The sequence below is a fragment of the Streptomyces sp. NPDC018019 genome (genome assembly GCF_044327805.1).
Classification (GTDB): Bacteria; Actinomycetota; Actinomycetes; order Streptomycetales; family Streptomycetaceae; genus Streptomyces.
On the sequence record NZ_JBIRGD010000015.1, the window covers coordinates 68,773 to 88,349 of the forward strand.

A 19,577-nucleotide genomic window follows, 5' to 3' on the forward strand; every position below is an offset into this window, starting at 1 on the left:
AACATTCCGGTGATCTTCACCTTAAGGGCATATAGGGCGATCGGCCGCTCGACAGATGAGGGCGCCCGGAACAGGCGAAGGGCACCCGGCCGGTCTGCGGACGGGTGCCCTCCGGGGCGGCGGCCAGTCATGGGAACGCTCGTTCGAGCGGAACTTCTCGCTGCCGGCCGCCCGGCTGTCTCGGCGCGGTGGTCCTCCGTACGCGGTCCCCGTGGGCCGTACTATCCCCACGGGGACCGCGTACGAAGCCGCGGTCAGTCCTCGCTCGGCGCGCCGGGCAGCTTGGCCTGGATGAGGTCCATGACGGTGGAGTCGGTCAGCGTCGTCACATCGCCCAGGTCGCGGTTCTCGGCGACGTCCCGCAGCAGCCGGCGCATGATCTTGCCGGAGCGGGTCTTCGGCAGCTCGGCCACCGGCATGATGCGCTTCGGCTTGGCGATCGGGCCCAGCTGCTTGGCGACGTGCGCACGCAGCTCGTCCACCAGGCCCTCGTCCTCGGCCGCACCGCCGCGCAGGATGACGAAGGCGCAGATCGCCTGGGTCGTCTGCGGGTCGGCCGCGCCGACGACCGCGGCCTCGGCGACCTTCGGGTGGGAGACCAGCGCGGACTCCACCTCGGTGGTGGAGATGTTGTGGCCGGACACCAGCATCACGTCGTCCACCCGGCCGAGCAGCCAGATGTCGCCGTCCTCGTCCTTCTTCGCGCCGTCCCCCGCGAAGTACTTGCCTTCGAAGCGGGACCAGTACGTGTCCAGGTAACGCTGGTCGTCGCCCCAGATCGTGCGGAGCATGGACGGCCACGGCTCGGTCAGGACCAGGTAGCCGCCGCCCCCGTCCGGCACCTCGTGGGCCTCGTCGTCCACGACGGTGGCCGCGATACCGGGCAGCGGGCGCTGCGCGGAGCCGGGCTTGGTCTCCGTGACCCCGGGGAGCGGGCTGAGCATCATGCCGCCGGTCTCCGTCTGCCACCAGGTGTCCACGATCGGGGCCTGGTCGGCGCCGATGTGCTTGCGGTACCACATCCACGCCTCCGGGTTGATGGGCTCGCCCACCGAACCCAGGACCCGCAGCGAGGACAGGTCGTACTTGGCGGGGATGTCGTCGCCCCACTTCATGCAGGCGCGGATCGCGGTGGGGGCCGTGTAGAGGATCGTGACGCCGTACTTCTGCACGATCTCCCACCAGCGGCCCTGGTGCGGGGTGTCGGGCGTGCCCTCGTAGAGCACCTCGGTCGCACCGTTGGCCAGCGGTCCGTAGGTGATGTACGAGTGGCCGGTCACCCAGCCGACGTCGGCGGTGCACCAGTAGACGTCGGTCTCCGGCTTGAGGTCGAAGACGGCGTGGTGGGTGTACGCCACCTGGGTGAGGTAGCCGCCGGTGGTGTGGAGGATGCCCTTGGGCTTACCGGTGGTGCCGGAGGTGTAGAGGATGAACAGCGGGTGCTCGGCGTCGAACGCCTCCGGGGAGTGGGTCTCGCTCTGCCGCCCGACGATCTCGTGCCACCACACGTCGCGGCCCTCGGTCCAGGCCACGTCCTCCTGGCCGGTGCGGCGCACGACCAGCACGCTGCGCACGTTCTCCGTACCCGGCCGGGTCAGCGCCTCGTCGACGGCGGGCTTGAGGGCGGAGGGCTTGCCGCGCCGGTAGCCGCCGTCCGCGGTGATCACCACGCGGGCGTCGGCGTCGTTGATGCGGGTCGCCAGCGCGTCCGCGGAGAAGCCGCCGAAGACGACCGAGTGCGGGGCGCCCAGACGGGCGCAGGCCAGCATGGCGATGACCGCCTCGGGGATCATCGGCAGGTAGATCGCGACCCGGTCGCCGGCCGCCACGCCCAGCTCGGTCAGCGCGTTGGCGGCCCGGGAGACCTCGCGCTGCAGCTCGGCGTAGGTGATCGAGCGGGTGTCACCGGGCTCGCCCTCGAAGTGGATGGCGACGCGGTCGCCGAGGCCGTTCTCCACGTGGCGGTCCACGCAGTTGTACGCGACGTTGAGCTTGCCGTCGGCGAACCACTTGGCGAACGGCGGGTTGGACCAGTCGAGCGTCTGGGTGGGCTCGGTCGCCCAGGACAGCCGCTTGGCCTGGTCCGCCCAGAAGCCCAGGCGGTCGGCCGCGGCCTGCTCGTACGCCGCTGCGGTGACGTTGGCGTTCGCGGCCAGCTCCGCGGGCGGTGCGAACCGCCGCTCCTCCTTCAACAGGTTGGCCAGGCTTTCGTTGCTCACGTCATCTCCCAATCCCGGGGCGTGCGATGTGTCCCGGGCCATAGCTCATCAGCCCACCACCCGGCCTGACAAGGGCTGTGGATAAAAATTGGTGTAGACCTCTATCATCCGCAGGTCAAGTGCCCTTTACGGGTGAGGCGGGAGAGGGCCGGAAGGGGTGAACGCGCGGCGCGGGCTGACGCCCGGTCACCGGGCCGCTACGCCGTCACCGCCGTCGCCCCGGGTCGCACCGCGCAGAACGTGCCCGTGGTCCGGTCGAGTACATACGCCTGCGCCTCGGCCACGTGGAAGTACATCCCGTGCAGGGTGAGCGCGCCCTCGGCGACACGCCGGGCGACGCACGGGTACGACATCAAGTGGTCCAGCTGCTGCACGACGTTGACGAGCGCGAGCCGCTCCACGTCGTCGGCCACCGGCCGCTCGGCCAGCGCCACTTCGCCCCGGCCCAGCCGGCCGATCCGCTGCATGCGTGCCAGACTCGGGCGGCCGTGCCGCAGCCAGCGCGCGAGCGGGGTCTGCGCGCCGGGCTCGTGGTCCGCCCCGAGCAGCGCCTGCATCGCACCGCACCCCGAATGCCCGCAGACGGTCACGGAACCGACCTTCAGGACTTCGACGGCGTATTCGATGGCCGCGCCCACCGAGTCGCAGGTGAGATCCGTGCCGGGCGGCGGCATCAGGTTGCCGACGTTGCGGACGGTGAACAGGTCGCCCGGGCCGCTCGATGTGATCATGCTGGTGACCAGCCGGGAGTCGGCGCAGGTCAAAAAGAGCTGGCTGGGCCGCTGGCCTTCGTGGGCCAGCCGCGCCAGTTCGTCCCGTACGAGCGGTGCCGTGTGGCGCTGGAACGCGCTGACGCCGCCCAGGAGCTGGCTGCCGCTGGACCGCGGCACCGCTTCCTCGGGCGGGCGGGTGCAGTGGTGGTTGCGCCACGGGGTCCACGGCCGGCAGTGGTGGGCGCTCGCGGGCTCCGCGATCGGGCGTCCGGCGCGCCCGCCGAGGGTCACCCAGCCGCCGCCCGCACGGTGCGCGTCGGACCAGGCCCGCAGCGCTTCGTACGCGGCGTGGTCCATGAAGGAGCCGCCCAGTTCGACGACCGTGTCCGCGCCGGCGGGCACCTGGGCGAGGGCCCGGGTCAGCCTCGGTACCGCGAGGAATGTCAACTGCCCATTGACGCACACCCGGTGGCGGCCGTCCTCGGCGGTGACCGTGACCCGGGTGTGGGTCAGCCGTCGCAGCGACAGGAAGACCGTGACCCCGATCCCCAGACCCACGCCCTGGAGGACGCCGAAGAGCACCACCCCGCCCAACGTAGCCGCGTAGACCGGGAATTCGCGGTGCCGCTGCACATGCTTGATGTGGGCGAAGCTCACCATCCGTACGCCGACCACCATGACCAGGGCGGCGAGCGAGGCCAGCGGGATCAGCTCCAGGACCGAGGCGAGCAGACCGGCGCACAGCACCACCCAGACGCCGTGCAGCACGGTGGCCCGCCGGCCGGCCGCGCCCGCCTGGACGCTCGCCGAGCCGCGCATCGCGCCGCCGGCCACCGGCAGGCCGCCCAGCAGCCCGGAAAGCGCGTTGGCGACGCCCTGGCCCGCCAGTTCGCGGTTGAGGTCGAGCCGGGGTGCCGGGGCGGTGCGGTCGGCGGCGAGGCGGTCCACCGCGACCGCCGACAGCAGCGACTCCATACTGGCGACGAGGGTGACGGTCAGGACGGCCGCGGCGATCGCCAGGACCGGTGCGTCCGGGAGGGCGGGCAGCGCCTGCGGCGCCCAGTCGGGCAGTGACACGCGCGGCGCCGGTACGGCCGTGCTCACCGCGGTGGCGGCGGCCACGGCGGCCAGCGGGGCCGGGACCGTGCGCAGCAGCCGGCCGGTCCGCCCGGGCAGTCGCTGCCAGCCGGCCAGCACCGCGACCGTGACGGCGCCGATGAGCAGGGCGGACACATGCGGGTGCGCCAACTGGTCCGGCAGGGCCGCGACGTTGTCGACCGCCGAGCTGTCGGGGCTGCCGCCGAGCGCCACGTGCAGCTGCCCGACCGCGATCGTGACGCCGATGCCCGCGAGCATGCCGTGCACGATCGCGGGGCTGATCGCCAGCGCGCCCCGGGCGACCCGTACGGCTCCGAGGGCCAGTTGGGCCACACCGGCCAGGACCGTGATGGCGCAGGTGGCGCGCCAGCCGTAGCGCTGCACCAACTCGGCGGTGACCACCAGCAGGCTCGTCGCCGCGCCGCTGACCTGGAGGGGTGCGCCGTTGAGCAGCCCGGCGACGATGCCGCCGACGGCCGTGGCGACCAGGCCCGCCTGGAGGGGCGCGCCGGTGGCCAGCGCGAGGCCGAGCGAGAGCGGTACGGCGATCAGGAAGACGACGAGCGAGGCGGACAGATCGCCGCGCCAGGCCGCGGAACGGGCGCCGGGCGGCGGTGCGGTGCGCGGGGCGCTCGGTGCGGCGAGGGGCTCTGAGGGCTTCTGGAGCTGCGACATTCCCGTCTCCTCCGGGGCGGCGCGGTCGCGCGGGGCGCGATCGTGGGCGGCGGTGTGCTGCGGCGGGACGCGAGCCGGCCGACCGGGGTCACGTTGGTGACGGCTCGGTGGCTCTCAAGCATCGGTAAACGAAGCGTAATGACACGTAAAGGCCGCGAGAAGCTTTTTCGGGCATTCGGGGCAATCGTTCCGCCCTTCGAGTGAATGTGACGACGAGTCGCTTGTCCTTTAAGACCCGTTCCATGGCGTATGCGAATTTGAGAGCGGTTAATCAGTTTTTTCGATTTCTCCGTTCCGCAGTTCGTACACCAGGGAGCGAGGTGGCTGATGGCAGCCGCAACGAAGGTCACGGCCGGGATCGTGACGGCGATGGCGCTGGCGGCGGTCGCCGGCTGTGCCGCGGGGGACGGGAGCGGCCCGAACGGCGCCCAAGGAGGCCAGGCGGTGCCCAAACGCCCCGCCCAGCCGGTCAAGCTCATCGGGGACGGTTCGACCGCGTACACCGGGGCGCAGCCCATGCAGCCGAAGGCCGAGCGTCTCAGACCCGGGGAACGGCCACCGCAGTTCGTGGTCTTCTCCTGGGACGGCGCCGGCGAGGACAGTCAGAAACTGTTCTCCCACTTCCGCGCGGTCGGCAAGAAGTACAACGCCCGGATGACGTACTTCCTCAGCGGTGTCTACCTGCTCCCGGGCGGCAAGAAGGAGGTGTACCACCCGCCCAGGCACACCCCGGGCGCCTCCGACATCGGCTTCAACGACGTCAAGGGGGTCCGGGACACCGTGGAGCAGATCCGCGGCGCCTGGATGGACGGCAACGAGATCGGCACGCACTTCAACGGGCACTTCTGCGGCGCCGACGGTGGCGTGGGCACCTGGTCGCCGGAGGAGTGGAAGAGCGAGATCCGGCAGGCCGAGGCATTCGTCAAGACCTGGAAGACGCACACCGGGCTGAAGACCGAGAAGCCGCTGCCGTTCGACTACAGCAAGGAACTCGTCGGCGGGCGCGCCCCCTGCCTGGAGGGACAGCGCAACCTGATCCCGGCCGCCAAGGCGATGGGCTTCCGCTACGACTCCAGCTCCGTCGGCGGCCGGCAGTTGTGGCCCAAGCAGATCGACGGCGTCTGGGACTTCCCGCTCCAGCAGATCCCCGTACCCGGCCGGTCCTTCGAGACGCTCTCGATGGACTACAACTTCCTGGCCAACCAGTCCGGTACGACCAAGGGCGACCCGGCGATGCACGCCGCCTGGGGCCGGCAGATGCGCGACGGCCTCCTCGCCGCGTTCCGGCGCGCCGAACAGGGCAACCGGGCGCCGCTCTTCGTCGGCAACCACTTCGAGTCCTGGAACGGCGGCACGTACATGCGCGCCGTCGAGGACGCCATCAAGACCATCTGCCCCCGTGCGGGCGTGCGGTGCGTGAGTTTCAAGCAGCTCGCCGACTGGCTCGACGCGCAGGACCCGCAGGTGCTGGCCAAGCTGCGCGCGCTGCCGGTGGGCGGGGCCCCGAAGGGCGGCTGGGGGAGCTACCTGGCCGCGCCTTCCGCAAAGCCCGGTGCGCCGAACGGGCCCGCCGGCTCGGCCAGTCCGGCCAGGCCGGTGCGGCAGGACGCGGAGTAGGACGGCGGGCATGGCGGCTGCGGCGCGCGGGGTGGCCCGTCAGGCGGGCTGCGGGGCGCCCGTGGGCTCGGCGAGGACGAAGGCGGGATCGACCTGGGCGGCCAGGTCGGCGCCCGTCTTCGCGTTCGCCCAGCTCTCCGCGTTCTTGAGGTGGAAGTGCACCATCTGGCGGGTGTACCGCTCCCAGTCGCGCAGCTCGTACGTTTCGTCGGCGGCGGCGTGCAGCTCCTTGAGGGCTTGCCGGGTGTCGGCCTCCAGCAGGTCGAAGCGCTGCGGCCGGCCCTTCTCCATGGCCCGCACCCAGGCCGAGTCCCCCACCGCCAGCAGCAGGTCCTCGCCCACCTCGTCGGCGAGAAAGGCGAGGTCGTCCGGCCCCTGGACCTTGTTGCCGACGACTTTGAGGGCGATGCCGTAGTCCCGCGCGTAGTCCTTGTACTGGCGGTAGACCGCGATGCCCTTACGGGTCGGCTCGGCGACCAGGAAGGTCAGGTCGAAGCGGGTGAACAGCCCGGACGCGAAGGAGTCCGAACCCGCCGTCATGTCGACGACGACGTACTCGTCGCGGCCGTCCACGAGGTGGTTCAGGCACAGTTCGACCGCGCCGACCTTGGAGTGGTAGCAGGCCACCCCGAGGTCGGACCCGGTGAAGGGGCCGGTCGCCATCAGGCGCACCGTTTCGCCCTCCAGCGGCACCGGGCGGGCGCACGCCGCGTACACCGGGTTCTCCTCGACGACGCGCAGCAGCCGGGAGCCCTCGCCGGGCGGCGTCGTCTTGATCATCGTCTCGGCGGAGGCGATGCGCGGGTTGGTGCCCCGGAGGTAGTCCTTGATCAGGGGCAGCCGGGCGCCGAGCGCCGGGAGGGCGGCGGCCTCCGCCTCGTCCATGCCGAGGGCGGTGGCCAGGTGCTGGTTGATGTCGGCGTCCACCGCGATCACGGGTACGCGGGCGGCGGCGAGGTGGCGGATGAACAGGGAGGACAGCGTGGTCTTCCCACTGCCGCCCTTCCCCACGAACGCGATCTTCATGTTCACGAAGCGTAATCGCCGGGTTGCCTTGGGTGAGAGGTTCGGGTGAAGAAGACCACTCCTTCGAGCGGTTCGGCCTTGCCGCCCATGAGGTGCGTAGGGTCGTACCCATGAGTACGACAGCCGATCCGCTCGCGACCCTGGCCTCGCTCCCGGGCGTCACCGACTCCGTGGACTCCGTGCGCAAGAGCGTGGACCGGGTCTACGGGCACCGGATCATGCGGCGGCGCAGCAACGAGGTCACCTCCGAGGCGGCACTGCGCGGAGCGCGGGCCTCCGCGGCGCTGGCCGGTGCCGACTGGGCGCTGGAGGAGGTGCGGCGGCGTACCGACTTCGGTGTCGAGGGCGAGCCGTGGACGGTCGGTGCGGCACTGCGGCTGACCGCCGAGGCCGGGCAACTGCTGAGTGTGTGGCGTCAGTCGCCGCTGCGGGTGCTGGCGCGGCTGCATCTGGTGGCGGCGGGCGGTGGTACGTCGCAGGACTCGGTCGGGCGGCCCCGGCTGGCGGGTGAGCCGGTGGACGAGCCCCTGGTGGAGCTGCCGCTGCCGGACGCCGACGAGGTCGCCGGGCGGCTGGACGGGCTGGCGCGGCTGCTGCTGACCGGCAGCGAGGCGCCTGCCCTGGTGGTGGCCGCGGTGGTGCACGGCGAACTCCTGGCGCTGCGGCCCTTCGGTTCGTACAACGGGCTGGTCGCGCGGGCGGCGGAGCGCATCGTGCTGGTCGGCAGCGGGCTCGACCCGAAGTCGGTCTGCCCGGCGGAGGTCGGCCACGCGGAACAGGACCGGGCCGCCTATGTGGCGGCGCTGGAGGGCTACGTGTCCGGCACCCCGGAAGGCGTGGCGGCGTGGATCGCGCACTGCGGCCGGGCGGTGGAACTGGGGGCGCGGGAGAGCACGGCGGTGTGCGAGGCGCTCCAGCGCGGGGCGGCGTGAGGCGCCGGAACTGACCTGGGCGCGGCGCCGGCGTGCGGGAGGGACCGTGGCTACGACGCTTGCGGGCGGGGCGGCGGCATCGGGCGGGGCCTGGTCCGCTCCGTACGCGGCCTGATCCGCTCCGGACAAAGGGATGCGGCGGTACCCAATCCTTCTGGTACCGCCGCTGGCACGTCCGTCGGGTTACCAAGCGTGCTCGATATGTGCCGATCAGGTCGGAGAACTTCGTCCGTTACCTGGTGCGGCTGGCCCGTAATCGACGGGTCGGCGTCGCGTGGGTGCCCGGCTTCCGTGCTTCCGGTCCGTGGGGCCTTGCTGCGTAGAAGGTCTTCCTCTCGGATGTCCTCGGTCTCGCGGGCCGTTACGTCCTTTGTACTCCTGGCGCGGGGGAAGCGGAACCCCTCGCCGCAGTTCTTTACTTTTCCCTTCAAACTCGGGCGATACGGGCAAAAGCCGGGCGGCGCCGGCTCGCGTACCAGACCAGGCCCGCGGTCGCGGCGGCCGCGCCCACGGCGGCCACCGTGGCCAGCACCGGCCGCGACGGCATGCTCAGGGACGGCACCCGCTGCTTGAGCTGGACCGGCCGGTTGAAGGTGAGTACCGGCCAGCCCCGGTTCGCGGCCTCGCGGCGCAGGGCCCGGTCCGGGTTGACCGCGTGCGGGTGGCCGACGGATTCCAGCATCGGTACGTCGGTCGCCGAATCGCTGTAGGCGTAGCAGCGCGCCAGGTCGTAGCCCTCGGAGGCGGCGAGTTCCTTGATGGCCCGGGCCTTGGTCGGTCCGTAGGCGTAGTACTCCACCTCCCCCGTGAAGCGGCCGTCCGCGCCGACGACCATGCGGGTGGCCACCACGCGGTCGGCGCCGAGGAGCCGGCCGATCGGTTCGACCACCTCGGCGCCCGAGGTGGAGACGATCACGACGTCGCGGCCGGCGGTGTGGTGCTCCTCGATGAGCGAGGCGGCCTCGTCGTAGATGAGCGGGTCGATCAGTTCGTGCAGCGTCTCCGCGATGATCTCCCGGACCTGGGCCACGTCCCAGCCCCGGCAGAGCGCCGAGAGGTAGGCGCGCATCCGCTCCATCTGATCGTGGTCCGCGCCGCCGGCGAGGAAGACGAACTGGGCGTAGGCGGTGCGCAGTACGGCCCGGCGATTGATCAGGCCGCCTTGGTAGAACGACTTGCTGAAGGTCAGCGTGCTCGACTTAGCAATGACTGTCTTGTCCAGGTCGAAGAACGCGGCTGTGCGGGGTGTCGAGTGAGTCGCCGAGTGGGGCACGGAGTGGTTTTCCACGAGGCGAGCATAGGCGCCCACCATTCGGCGTAAGGTGTGGCGCGTGGGTTTGCCTGAGAAGGCTCTCGGGTACACCATGGAAGTCACGGATCGTTCGCGACCGTGCTAACCCGGTCCGACTCCTCCCCCCCCGAGTCGGCCGTGGGGACGACCCCCGCTCTCCCCCCCGGCGGGGGTCGTCGCATGTCCGGACGCGTTTTTGCCCGTCCGAGGCGGATCAGCTGCTTCCTCTTCCCGGTTCGATCATGGCTTGCTGACGCCTGTTATAGGTTACTGAGGGTAGTCGTATCGGTGCTCTAAGGGAGCCCGCAAGGTCGCCGGTATAGGTGACTGGGATATTCACAGCCATTGAGTTGTCCACAGTTTTGGACCAAGATCCACGGGATTTTCCGGATCGCTGCACGGTGAAACTCCGCGAGTTCGCGGATGTGTGAGTTGTGTAGCGATAGGGGAACGGAACGTGGCCGGACGCATGACTTCCGATCAACCGCCCGGGGCCGGTGAAGGCCCCGGCGGACCGTTGATCGTCACGGAGGACGACGACCTCCTCGACGACCTACTGAGACTGTGCGCGGCGGCCGGCACGACTCCGGAAGTGGCGCGGGGCGGCACGGCCCGCAGCCGGGGCCGGGGCTGGACGTCGGCGCCGCTGGTGATCATCGGGGACGACTGCGCGCCCCGGCTGTGCGGGGCGGGCCGCCGGGACGGGGTGGTGCTCGTCGCCAGGGGCGCGGACGAGCGGCATCTGTGGCAGCTGGCCGTCGCCCTCGGCGCGGAACGGGTGCTGGTGCTCCCCGGGGGCGAAAGCTGGCTGGTGGACCGGATCGCCGACGCGGTGGAGGGCGTCGGGCCGGCGGCCGTGACGGTGGGGGTGATCGGCGGCAGCGGCGGCGCCGGCGCGAGCACCCTGGCTTGCGCCCTGGCCGTCACGGCGGCCCGCGACCACGGGCGGACGATCCTGATCGACGCGGACCCGTTGGGCGGCGGCCTCGACGTACTCCTGGGCGGCGAGAAGGAAGAGGGTCTGCGCTGGCCCGCCTTCGCCGAGTCGCGGGGGCGGGTGGGCGGTGGCGCCCTGGAGGAGTCGCTGCCGCGGCTGCATTCCCTGCGCGTACTGAGCTGGGACCGCGGCGAGGCGGTGGCGATCCCGCCCCAGGCGATGCGCGCGGTGCTGGCGGCGGCGCGCAGGCGGGGCGGCGCCGTGGTGGTGGACCTGCCGCGACGGCTGGACGAAGCGGTCGCGGAAGCCCTCGCGCAGGTGGATGTGGGCCTGCTGGTCGTCCCCGCCGGGCTGCGGGCGGTCGCGGCGGCCCGGCGGGTGGCGGCAGGCGTCCGTACGGTGCTGCCGGACCTGCGGGTGGTGGCGCGCGACGGCCCGGAAACGGGCGCCGGCGGCGCCACCGAGCTGAACCCCGAAGAGATCGCGCGCTTGCTGGACCTCCCGTTGGCCGGAGAACTGGGCTGGGAATGCGGCCTTCCGGCCGACCTGGCTCGCGGCGTGCCGCCGGGAGCGGACGCGCGGGGGCCGTTGCGGCACTTCGGCACGGCGTTCTGGGAACGGGTCCTGCCGCGAGAGGCGGCGCGGGTCCAGCAGGGGGCCGGTCGTGTGGGGCCCGGTGAGTGGGCCGGGGGTGTGCCGAAATGAGGACGGTCGGCGTTGGGAGCGACCTTGGGAGTGACGGAGCCCTCGGGACTGGCGGGCCGGGGATCGGCGCCGGGCTGTTGGAGGCGGTGCGGGGGCGGCTGGCCGAGGCGGGTGCGGAGCCGACGCCCGCGCGGGTGGCGATGGCGCTGCGCGCCGAGGGGCGCCTGCTCGGGGACGCGGAAGTGCTGGGTGTCGTGTCCGCCCTCCGCTCGGAGATGGTCGGCAGCGGTCCGCTCGAACCGCTCATCACCGCACCGGACGTGACGGACGTCCTGGTCACCGCGCCGGACGAGGTGTGGGTCGATCGCGGCGGCGGCCTGGAGCGCACGACCGTGCGCTTCGCCGACGAGGCCGCGGTGCGCCGCCTCGCGCAGCGGCTGGCGTCCGTGGCCGGGCGGCGGCTGGACGACGCCCGCCCCTGGGTGGACGCCCGGCTTCCCGACGGCACCCGTCTGCACGCCGTACTGCCGCCGGTGGCGGTCGGAGGCACCTGCCTGTCGCTGCGCGTCCTGCGCCCGCGCGCCTTCACCCTGGCGGAGCTGATCGCGGCGGGCACGGTGCCGCCGGACGGCGACCGGCTGCTGCGTGCCGTGCTGGACGCCCGGCTCTCCTTCCTGATCAGCGGCGGCACGGGCTCCGGGAAGACGACCCTGCTCAGCTCGCTGCTGGGGCTGGTCGGCCCGGCCGAACGGCTCGTACTGGCCGAGGATTCGGCGGAACTGAGACCGGACCACCCCCATGTCGTACGGCTGGAGTCCCGGCCCGCGAACCAGGAGGGCGTCGGCCGGGTCACCCTGCGGGACCTGGTGCGGCAGGCGCTGCGGATGCGACCGGACCGGCTGGTGGTCGGTGAGGTGCGCGGCGCCGAGGTCACCGACCTGCTGGCGGCGCTGAACACGGGCCACGAGGGCGGCTCGGGGACCGTGCACGCGAACGCCCCGTGCGACGTACCGGCGCGCCTGGAGGCGCTCGGCTCGACGGCCGGGCTCGACCGGGCGGCGCTGCACAGCCAGTTGGCGGCTGCCCTGTCGGTGGTGCTGCATCTCGTACGGGACCGGGCCGGGCGGCGGCGACTCGCGCAGGTGGACGTTCTGGAGCGGGACCGGGACGGGTTCGTGGTGACCGTACCGGCCGCGGTGTGGGCGCCGGACGGCTTCCAAGAGGCGGGCGGATGGTGCCGGTTGATCGGTCTCTGTGAGCGGGGGAGGGGTGCGGAATGAGCGGGCTGGGGTTGACGGAGGTCGGGTCGGTGCCGGTGTGCGCGGCGGTGCTGTGTGCGGGGGCGGCGGTCTGGATGTCCGGCGGACGGAACGACGACGTACGACGGGCGCGGCTGCTGTTCGTGGGCGGGGAGCGGACGAGCCCGCAGGGCAGGGGGCGCTCGGGAAGCGGTGCGTGGCCGGCCCCGCCCGGCGAAGTATCCGTACGACTCGGACAGATGCTCAAGACGCTGAGGCGACGGGCAGCGTGCCGCTGGATGAACCGAACGGCCCACCGGCGGGGCGGAGAAAGCCCGGCAGGCGATGGCGGGGCCGCCCGCGCGCCGTGGGAGCTGTGGTGCCTGCCGGCTGGAATCGCCCTCGGGGTGCTGGGCGGATCGGTGCTGCCGGTGGTCGCCTCCGTGGTCGCGCTGGTGCTGGTCCGGCGCTGGCTTCGGACCCGCGGACGGGCGCGGGAGCGGGAGCGCCGGGGCGATGCGGTGATCGACTTGTGCGAGGCGGTGGCGGGCGAGTTGCGCGCCGGTCGCCAGCCCGGCCAGGCACTCGTGGCGGCCGGTGTTCCGGGCTTCGGCGAGGCGGGTACGGCGGTGGTGGCGGCAGCGCGGTTCGGCGGTGACGTGCCGCTGGCCTTGCGGGCGGCGGCGCGGTTGCCGGGCGCGGAGGGGCTGGTCGGTGTGGCGGCCTGCTGGCAGGTCGCCGTGGAGGGCGGGGCCGGTCTGGCCACCGGGTTGGAGCGGATCGCCGCCGGGCTGCGTGCGCAGCGCGATCAACGCGACGACCTGCGAGCCCAGTCGGCGGGTCCGAGAGCCACGGCTCTGATGCTCGCGCTGCTGCCGGCCGGGGGCCTCGCGTTGGGCAGCGCCCTCGGTGCGAATCCGCTCCGGGTGTTGCTGCACACACCCGCCGGCTGGGCGTGCTTGCTGGTCGGTGGCCTTCTGGAGTGGTGCGGGGTCGCCTGGACGGCCCGCATCATCAGGGGGGCGGAGGGGAGCGCACATGTCCGCTGAAGTCCTTCGGGACACCGCGCGTGGCGCCGGCCCGGATGTTATCCACACCCTGGGGATTGTTCTGTCGACGCTTGTCGCCGGAGCGTGCGTGCTCACGGCCGTACGGGAAGTCCACGGCCTGCGGAACGCGCGGCGTCGGGCGGGGGCGCTACTGGATGACCTGGAGGACGGGGGAGGAGGTGCCGGGGCCAGGCGCTCGCCGCCGAAGCGGCGACGGGAGCGGGAGCGTGCTTGGGGCTGGGGTCGGGACCGGGAACAGGCTCGGGGCCGGGGTTGGGAACGGGCGCGGCGGGATCGGGATCGGGCTCCAGGGCGAAGACAGTGGTACGGGGTGGTTCGGGAGTGGGCGGGGGCCGCGGCGGTTGCGGCGGGCGTGGCCATTCTCGTCGGCGGAGCGATCGGTGTCGTCCTGGGACTCACCGTGGCGTGCGGAGTCGGCCGACGGCAGCGCCGTATGAAGGCGCTGGCAGCACGGCGAGCGGCCGAGGCGGACCTGCGCGCGGCACTCGCTCCGGCCGCGGACCTGCTGGCGGCCTGCCTGGCGGCGGGTGCGGGGCCGCGTGCGGCGGCCGATGCGGTGGGGCGGTCGTTCGACGGCCCGGTCGGTGAACGGCTGAGGCGTGTGGCCGCTGAACTCCGCCTCGGCGCCGAACCGTCGGCGACCTGGCAACGCTTCGGGGCGCTCCCCGGCGCGCGGGAACTGGCCCGCTGCATGGAGCGGGCGGGCATATCGGGGGTCCCGGCCGTGGAGGGCGTCTCCCGGGTCGCCGCGGGGCTCCGTGCGGCGGCGCATCGCGCGGCAGCCGAACGGGCTCGTAGAGCGGGCGTGTTGGTGACGCTTCCGCTGGCGGCGTGTTTCCTGCCGGCCTTCCTGGCGATCGGCGTAGTCCCGGTCCTGCTCGGTCTGGCCGAAGGGCTCATGGCGGGCGGTTGATCCATGGCTCTCGGACGTATCCACGCATCTCAATTCGCATTGTCACAACACGACCAAGGGGGAAACGATGTCCGTACAACGATGGTTGACGCGGTTCAACGCGGTGGCCCGACGAGGCAGGGCCGTGGCCGTGGTGGTCCGGCGCGGAGGCACGGCGGACCGCGGTATGACCACGGCGGAGTACGCCGTGGGGACGCTGGCGGCATGTGCGGCCGCGGCGGTGCTCTACAAGGTGTTGTCGGGCGGCGCGGTGGAAGCGGCGCTGCGCTCGGTGATCGGGAAGGCCCTCGGCGTCCATGTCTGACGAGGCCGACGAGGACCGCGGTGAGGGACGCGGGGACGGTGGTGGACGCAGCCGCGCACCCCGAGACGTACGGGTACGAGACGGAGGAGACGGAGGATACGTAACGGCCGAGACCGCCGTGGTGATCCCGGTGTTGGTCGTCTTCACGGGAGCGCTCCTGTGGGGGCTCATGGCCGCCTGCGCGCAGATCCAATGCGTGGACGCGGCGCGGGCCGGCGCCCGTGCGGCGGCCCGGTCGGAGCCGTCCGCGGCCGTCGACGCGGCGGCCCGTGGCGCGGCCCCTCGGGGAGCGCGGGTGGCGCTGTCGCGGGAGGGCGACCTGGTACGGGTGCGCGTGGCCGCGGCGACGCCCGGTCTCGGCCCGCTCACGCTGACGCTCCGAGGGGAGGCGACCGCCCTTGCGGAGGAAACGGTGGGGAGATGAGGGGTCGGCCACGGTGTGGGCGGTGTTCGCGGCGATGGCGCTGTGCACGGTGTTCGCGGTGGTGATCGCCATGGCCCAGGTGGTCGTGGCGCGTCACCGGGCGGGTGGCGCGGCGGACTTGGCGGCGCTCGCCGCCGCGGACCGGGCGCTCCAGAGCACCACGGCGGCCTGCGGTGCCGCCCGCCGGGTGGCGGCTGCCCAGGGCGCTCAGCTGGTGCGCTGCACCGTACGGGGCGATATCGCGGACGTCACGGCCCGCGCCCGTACCGGCCCGTTCGCCTCGGACATCCGCGCCCGCGCGGGCCCGCCGACGGCCCTGGGCGCGGAGCCCATACCTGACCTGGGCACCTCCGGAACGTAAACGATGGCCGCCCTCGGCCTGGAGGAGGTTTTGCCGAACGGTCTTTTACCCAACGGTCGACCACCCGCCGTCCCTGCTCGCATAGCGTTCGGACATCCACTGAACGCGATGTGCGGGCCCCTCCGGGCAGGACCGGAGGGGCCCGTGGGGAGGCATGCCATGAGGGCGATCGACGTGCGGAAGGCGGCGGACGCGCTGCCGGACGCCTGGAGTTCCCGTTCCCTGGGCCGGGTGGGCGCGACGGACGTGAAGGTGCTGCGCATGAACGAGGCGCCGGGGGAGGAGGAGGTCCACGGCGTGGCCGAGGCGCTGTTCGTGCTCGACGGCAGGCTGGAGCTGTGGGTGGACGGCGTGGCCGTGTCCGTGGGGCCGGGCGAGGTGTACCTGGTCCCGGCGGATACGCCGCACGCGGTCCGCGCGGGCAGCCGCGGCACCTTGGTGATCATCGAAGCGACGTGACGGTACGACGCGGGGCGAGGGGGAGGCAGGGGGCGGGGGAGCGAATGGTGGGTGGCGGAGGCGGGGTGGGGTGGGGGGGCGGGGCCCCCGGGGGGGGGGGAGAGGCAGAAGGCGACGGCAGCCCTCACGCCCCTCCCCGCGCCCGCACTCCCCTTCACCCACCCCCCACCCCAGGCGCCCGCCGCAGAAGCTCGGTCAGGAGGCGAACAGCGCCCCGCTTGTGGAGGGGATCGTTGCCGTTGCCGCACTTGGGGGACTGGATGCAGGACGGGCAGCCGGCCTCGCACTCGCAGGAGGCGATGGCCTTGCGGGTGGCCGCGAGCCATTCGGGGGCGGTGCGGAAGGCGCGTTCGGCGAAGCCGGCGCCGCCCGGGTGGCCGTCGTAGACGAAGACGGTGGGCAGGAGGGTGTCGGGGTGCAGGGGGAGGGACACGCCGCCGATGTCCCAGCGGTCGCAGGTGGCGAACAGCGGCAGCAGCCCGATCGAGGCGTGTTCGGCCGCGTGCAGGGCGCCGCCGAGCTGTTCGGGGTTGACCCGGGCCGCGTCGAGCTGGTCCTCGGTGACGGTCCACCACACGGCCCGGGTGCGCAGCGTACGCGGCGGCAGGTCGAGCTTGGTCTCCCCCAGCACCTCGCCGGTGATGAGCCGCCGGCGCAGGTAGGAGACGACCTGGTTGGTGACCTCGACCGAGCCGAAGCACAGCCGCGAGTCGCCCCAGGGGGCCTCCGTCTCGGTCTCCAGGATGGAGACGGCGGTGGTGTCGCGGGCGGTCGTCGAATACGGCGGGTCGGCCTCCTCGACGAGGGCCACGTCGTCCGCCAGGTCGAGGTGCTTGACCAGGTACGTACGGCCCTGGTGCAGGTGGACCGCGCCGTCGTGGACGGTGGTGTGCGCGGCGGCGGCGTCCACCGTGCCCAGCAGCCGTCCGGTGCCCGCCTCCACGATCTGTACGGGCGAGCCGCCCTGCCCGCGGATGTCCGCCAGGTCGGCGGCCCGTTCGCGGCGGGTCCAGTGCCACGCCTTGGCGCGGCGGCGCAGCAGCTTGCGGGTCTCCAGGGACGGCAGGAGGCCCGGCGCCGTGGGCCCGAAGAGCGTGAAGTCGGCTTCGGTGAGCGGCAGTTCCGCGGCAGCGGCGCACAGGTGCGGGGCGAGGACGTACGGGTTGTCCGGGTCCAGGACGGTGGACTCGACGGGCTGGTCGAACAGCGCCTCGGGGTGGTGCACGAGATACGTGTCCAGCGGATCGTCGCGGGCGACGAGGACGGCGAGTGCCCCCTGCCCGGCGCGTCCCGCACGGCCGGCCTGCTGCCACAGGGAGGCGCGGGTGCCCGGATAACCGGCGATCAGTACCGCGTCCAGACCGGAGACGTCCACTCCCAGTTCCAGGGCCGTGGTGGCGGCCAGGCCGAGCAGGTCACCGGTGTGCAGGGCGCGCTCCAGGGCGCGCCGCTCCTCCGGCAGATAGCCGCCCCGGTACGCGGCCACCCGCTCCGGCAGCGTCCGGTCGATCGCCCCCAGCCGCTCCTGCGCGATGAGGGCGATCAGCTCGGCGCCGCGCCGGGACCGTACGAAGGCGACGGTGCGCACGCCCTGGAGGGCGAGGTCGGTCAGCAGGTCGGCGGTTTCGGCGGTGGCGGTGCGGCGTACGGGGGCGCCCTGCTCGCCGTGCAGCTCGGTCAGCGGCGGCTCCCACAGGGCGAAGACCACCTCGCCGCGCGGCGAGGTGTCCTCCGTGACCTCGGCCACAGGCAGCCCGGTGAGGCGCTCGGCCGCCTGCGCGGGTTCGGCGGCGGTGGCAGAGGCCAGCAGGAAGACCGGCTCGGACCCGTACCGGGCACAGACCCGGCGGAGGCGGCGTATGACCTGTGCCACGTGCGAACCGAAGACGCCGCGGTAGGTGTGGCACTCGTCGATGACGACGTACCGCAGGGCGCGCAGGAAGGAGGACCAGCGCGGGTGGGCCGGGAGGATGCCCAGGTGCAGCATGTCGGGGTTGGTGAGCACGTAGTTGCCGTACTGGCGCACCCATTCGCGTTCCTCGACCGGCGTGTCACCGTCGTACACGGCGGGCCGCACCGCGCTGCCGAGCGGCGCGGCGAGTTCGCCGACGGCGCGTCGCTGGTCGGCGGCGAGCGCCTTGGTGGGCGCGAGGTACAGGGCGGTGGCGCCGCGCCCGTTGGGGGCCTCCGAGCCGTCCAGGAGACCGGACAGCACCGGCACCAGATAGGCCAGCGACTTGCCGGACGCGGTGCCGGTGGCGATGACGACCGACTCGCCGCGCAGCGCGTGCTCGGCCGTACGGGCCTGATGCGCCCACGGACGCTCGATCCCGGCCGCGCGGACGGCCGCGGTCACCTCCGGGCGGATCCGTGCGGGCCATTCCGCATGGCTGCCGATGCGCGGGGGCAAGTGCTCCGTATGAGTGATGCGCGTAGCGCGGGACGCCCCCTGGGTGAGACGGTCCAGGACCGTGCGCGGGGAGGGGCTGGTGCCCCCGTCCGGGGGCAGCTGATTGGAGGCCATCGGCACCGAGTGTGTCACCGGTGTGACGGACAATGCGCACAAGGCGTCGTGCACGCCTGCTGGTAAGTGATTGAATGCCAACGCGGCTGCCGATCCATGGGGGGCGACCGCTCGATAGCAAGGTGCTGGAGGATCCGTGGACCTGTCCCTGTCGACCCGGACCGTTGGCGACCGTACGGTCGTCGAGGTCGGTGGCGAGATTGATGTATACACCGCGCCCAAGCTGCGGGAGCAGCTGGTCGAGCTCGTGAACGACGGAAGCTACCACCTCGTGGTGGACATGGAGCGTGTCGACTTCCTGGACTCCACGGGGCTCGGCGTGCTGGTCGGCGGGCTCAAGCGGGTGCGGGCCCACGAGGGCTCGCTGCGCCTGGTCTGCAACCAGGAGCGCATTTTGAAGATCTTCCGTATCACCGGACTGACCAAGGTGTTCCCGATTCACACCTCGGTCGACGAAGCCGTCGCAGCCACCGACTGACGGCTTGCCGGGCCCCGCGCCGAGGGCGCGGGGTCGGAAGCAGTGGGGGGAACCGGGCTTGGCGGTCCGGCCCCCTGCGTCGCACGCCCGCATACCGAGGGGGATGGCATGGCCACCGTCGAACTCCGCTTCAGCGCCCTTCCCGAGCACGTCCGCACCGCGCGACTGGTCGCGGCTGCCGTGGCGAGGCGGGCCGGGGTGGACGAGGCCGTGCTGGACGAGGTTCGGCTCGCCGTGGGCGAGGCGTGCACCCGTGCGGTGGGGCTGCACCGCACCAACGGCATCGCCGCCCCGGTGCGGGTCGCCCTGGTCGAGGACGAGAAGAAGTTCTCCATCGAGGTGGGCGACGAGGTCCCGGGCAGCCCGGCCGGGGCCGGCGCGGTGCCCGGAGTCCGTGGTGCCGACGGTGAGCCGCTGCCCGGCGGACCCGTCTCGGACAACGGTGACGCGGCGGAGGGCGACGACGAGATGGGGCTCGCGGTCATCAGCGGGCTGGTCGACGACGTCGAGGTGACCTCCGGCGAGGGCGGCGGTGTCATCCGCATGAGCTGGCCGACGACGCCGGCGCCGGTGCTGCCGTAGGGCTCCTCGTGAAGCCGCCCACGTAGCGGGGCGGCAGCAGGACCGGACGCGGAGCGGCACTCGCCCATTGC

17 protein-coding genes are annotated in these 19,577 nt (G+C 72.8%); 12 read left to right on the top strand and 5 right to left on the bottom strand.

The genetic code is table 11. The features are described 5' to 3' along the window. Positions 1 to 254: 254 nt before the first annotated feature. Together acs and ACH4FX_RS24255 are read right to left on the bottom strand one after the other, a co-directional pair. Positions 255 to 2,219, bottom strand: a complete 1,965-nt coding sequence (acs, locus tag ACH4FX_RS24250; protein ID WP_398482188.1) for an acetate--CoA ligase — start codon at positions 2,217 to 2,219, stop codon at positions 255 to 257. A gap of 197 nt (positions 2,220 to 2,416) precedes the next feature. Beyond that, entirely contained in the window at positions 2,417 to 4,705 is a 2,289-nt protein-coding gene (locus tag ACH4FX_RS24255) for a SulP family inorganic anion transporter (protein ID WP_398482189.1), read from the bottom strand. Between the two features lie 327 nt (positions 4,706 to 5,032). Between ACH4FX_RS24255 and ACH4FX_RS24260 the strand changes: the two genes are divergently transcribed. Beyond that, positions 5,033 to 6,322 (top strand): hypothetical protein, encoded by a 1,290-nt coding sequence (locus tag ACH4FX_RS24260; RefSeq protein ID WP_398482191.1) that lies wholly within the window; start codon positions 5,033 to 5,035, stop codon positions 6,320 to 6,322. 39 nt (positions 6,323 to 6,361) lie between these two features. Here ACH4FX_RS24260 and ACH4FX_RS24265 read toward each other — a convergent pair whose 3' ends face one another. Next, complete coding sequence (locus ACH4FX_RS24265; protein ID WP_398482193.1) at positions 6,362 to 7,348, bottom strand: ATP-binding protein; 987 nt, start codon at positions 7,346 to 7,348, stop codon at positions 6,362 to 6,364. 110 nt (positions 7,349 to 7,458) lie between these two features. Between ACH4FX_RS24265 and ACH4FX_RS24270 the strand changes: the two genes are divergently transcribed. Further along, on the top strand, positions 7,459 to 8,280 hold the full coding sequence (locus ACH4FX_RS24270; protein ID WP_398482195.1) for an oxidoreductase: 822 nt from the start codon (positions 7,459 to 7,461) through the stop codon (positions 8,278 to 8,280). A gap of 427 nt (positions 8,281 to 8,707) precedes the next feature. Here the strand turns inward: ACH4FX_RS24270 and ACH4FX_RS24275 are convergent, their stop codons facing one another. Continuing rightward, on the bottom strand, positions 8,708 to 9,592 hold the full coding sequence (locus ACH4FX_RS24275) for an HAD family hydrolase (protein WP_398482197.1): 885 nt from the start codon (positions 9,590 to 9,592) through the stop codon (positions 8,708 to 8,710). 436 nt (positions 9,593 to 10,028) lie between these two features. Here ACH4FX_RS24275 and ssd point away from each other — a divergent pair, with 436 nt between their 5' ends. From ssd to ACH4FX_RS24315, 8 genes are all read left to right on the top strand, one after another. Then, entirely contained in the window at positions 10,029 to 11,213 is a 1,185-nt protein-coding gene (gene ssd, locus ACH4FX_RS24280; protein WP_398482198.1) for a septum site-determining protein Ssd, read from the top strand. After that, on the top strand, positions 11,210 to 12,433 hold the full coding sequence (locus ACH4FX_RS24285) for a TadA family conjugal transfer-associated ATPase (RefSeq protein ID WP_398482200.1): 1,224 nt from the start codon (positions 11,210 to 11,212) through the stop codon (positions 12,431 to 12,433). The genes ssd and ACH4FX_RS24285 overlap by 4 nt, the downstream gene beginning before the upstream one ends. After that, complete coding sequence (locus ACH4FX_RS24290) at positions 12,430 to 13,440, top strand: type II secretion system F family protein (RefSeq protein WP_398482202.1); 1,011 nt, start codon at positions 12,430 to 12,432, stop codon at positions 13,438 to 13,440. The genes ACH4FX_RS24285 and ACH4FX_RS24290 overlap by 4 nt, the downstream gene beginning before the upstream one ends. 373 nt (positions 13,441 to 13,813) lie before the next feature. Beyond that, a complete protein-coding gene (locus ACH4FX_RS24295) occupies positions 13,814 to 14,374 on the top strand; it encodes a type II secretion system F family protein (RefSeq protein WP_398482204.1) in 561 nt (186 codons plus the stop codon). 67 nt (positions 14,375 to 14,441) lie between these two features. Beyond that, positions 14,442 to 14,678 (top strand): DUF4244 domain-containing protein, encoded by a 237-nt coding sequence (locus ACH4FX_RS24300; RefSeq protein WP_398482206.1) that lies wholly within the window; start codon positions 14,442 to 14,444, stop codon positions 14,676 to 14,678. After that, positions 14,671 to 15,102 (top strand): TadE family type IV pilus minor pilin, encoded by a 432-nt coding sequence (locus tag ACH4FX_RS24305; protein WP_398482208.1) that lies wholly within the window; start codon positions 14,671 to 14,673, stop codon positions 15,100 to 15,102. The genes ACH4FX_RS24300 and ACH4FX_RS24305 overlap by 8 nt, the downstream gene beginning before the upstream one ends. A 22-nt stretch (positions 15,103 to 15,124) precedes the next feature. Beyond that, positions 15,125 to 15,463 carry an Rv3654c family TadE-like protein gene (locus ACH4FX_RS24310; RefSeq protein ID WP_398482210.1) on the top strand — a complete coding sequence of 113 codons (339 nt, stop codon included), beginning with the start codon at positions 15,125 to 15,127 and terminating at the stop codon, positions 15,461 to 15,463. A gap of 159 nt (positions 15,464 to 15,622) precedes the next feature. Further along, complete coding sequence (locus ACH4FX_RS24315) at positions 15,623 to 15,922, top strand: cupin domain-containing protein (protein WP_398482212.1); 300 nt, start codon at positions 15,623 to 15,625, stop codon at positions 15,920 to 15,922. 154 nt (positions 15,923 to 16,076) lie between these two features. Here the strand turns inward: ACH4FX_RS24315 and ACH4FX_RS24320 are convergent, their stop codons facing one another. Further along, positions 16,077 to 18,527, bottom strand: coding sequence for a DEAD/DEAH box helicase (locus ACH4FX_RS24320; protein WP_398482213.1), 2,451 nt, complete (start codon positions 18,525 to 18,527; stop codon positions 16,077 to 16,079). Between the two features lie 55 nt (positions 18,528 to 18,582). Here ACH4FX_RS24320 and bldG point away from each other — a divergent pair, with 55 nt between their 5' ends. Together bldG and ACH4FX_RS24330 are read left to right on the top strand one after the other, a co-directional pair. Beyond that, positions 18,583 to 18,924, top strand: a complete 342-nt coding sequence (gene bldG, locus ACH4FX_RS24325) for an anti-sigma factor antagonist BldG (RefSeq protein WP_004571875.1) — start codon at positions 18,583 to 18,585, stop codon at positions 18,922 to 18,924. Positions 18,925 to 19,032: 108 nt separating this feature from the next. Beyond that, positions 19,033 to 19,506, top strand: coding sequence for an ATP-binding protein (locus ACH4FX_RS24330; RefSeq protein ID WP_398482215.1), 474 nt, complete (start codon positions 19,033 to 19,035; stop codon positions 19,504 to 19,506). Positions 19,507 to 19,577: the final 71 nt, after the last annotated feature.

Coding starts and splice junctions, on each gene's coding strand:
- ACH4FX_RS24255 (WP_398482189.1), bottom strand. CDS start 4,705: ATGTCGCAGCTCCAGAAGCCCTCAGAGCCCCTCGCCGCACCGAGCGCC.
- ACH4FX_RS24260 (WP_398482191.1), top strand. CDS start 5,033: ATGGCAGCCGCAACGAAGGTCACGGCCGGGATCGTGACGGCGATGGCG.
- ACH4FX_RS24265 (WP_398482193.1), bottom strand. CDS start 7,348: ATGAAGATCGCGTTCGTGGGGAAGGGCGGCAGTGGGAAGACCACGCTG.
- ACH4FX_RS24270 (WP_398482195.1), top strand. CDS start 7,459: ATGAGTACGACAGCCGATCCGCTCGCGACCCTGGCCTCGCTCCCGGGC.
- ACH4FX_RS24275 (WP_398482197.1), bottom strand. CDS start 9,592: ATGGTGGGCGCCTATGCTCGCCTCGTGGAAAACCACTCCGTGCCCCAC.
- ACH4FX_RS24285 (WP_398482200.1), top strand. CDS start 11,210: ATGAGGACGGTCGGCGTTGGGAGCGACCTTGGGAGTGACGGAGCCCTC.
- ACH4FX_RS24290 (WP_398482202.1), top strand. CDS start 12,430: ATGAGCGGGCTGGGGTTGACGGAGGTCGGGTCGGTGCCGGTGTGCGCG.
- ACH4FX_RS24300 (WP_398482206.1), top strand. CDS start 14,442: ATGTCCGTACAACGATGGTTGACGCGGTTCAACGCGGTGGCCCGACGA.
- ACH4FX_RS24305 (WP_398482208.1), top strand. CDS start 14,671: ATGTCTGACGAGGCCGACGAGGACCGCGGTGAGGGACGCGGGGACGGT.
- ACH4FX_RS24315 (WP_398482212.1), top strand. CDS start 15,623: ATGAGGGCGATCGACGTGCGGAAGGCGGCGGACGCGCTGCCGGACGCC.
- ACH4FX_RS24330 (WP_398482215.1), top strand. CDS start 19,033: ATGGCCACCGTCGAACTCCGCTTCAGCGCCCTTCCCGAGCACGTCCGC.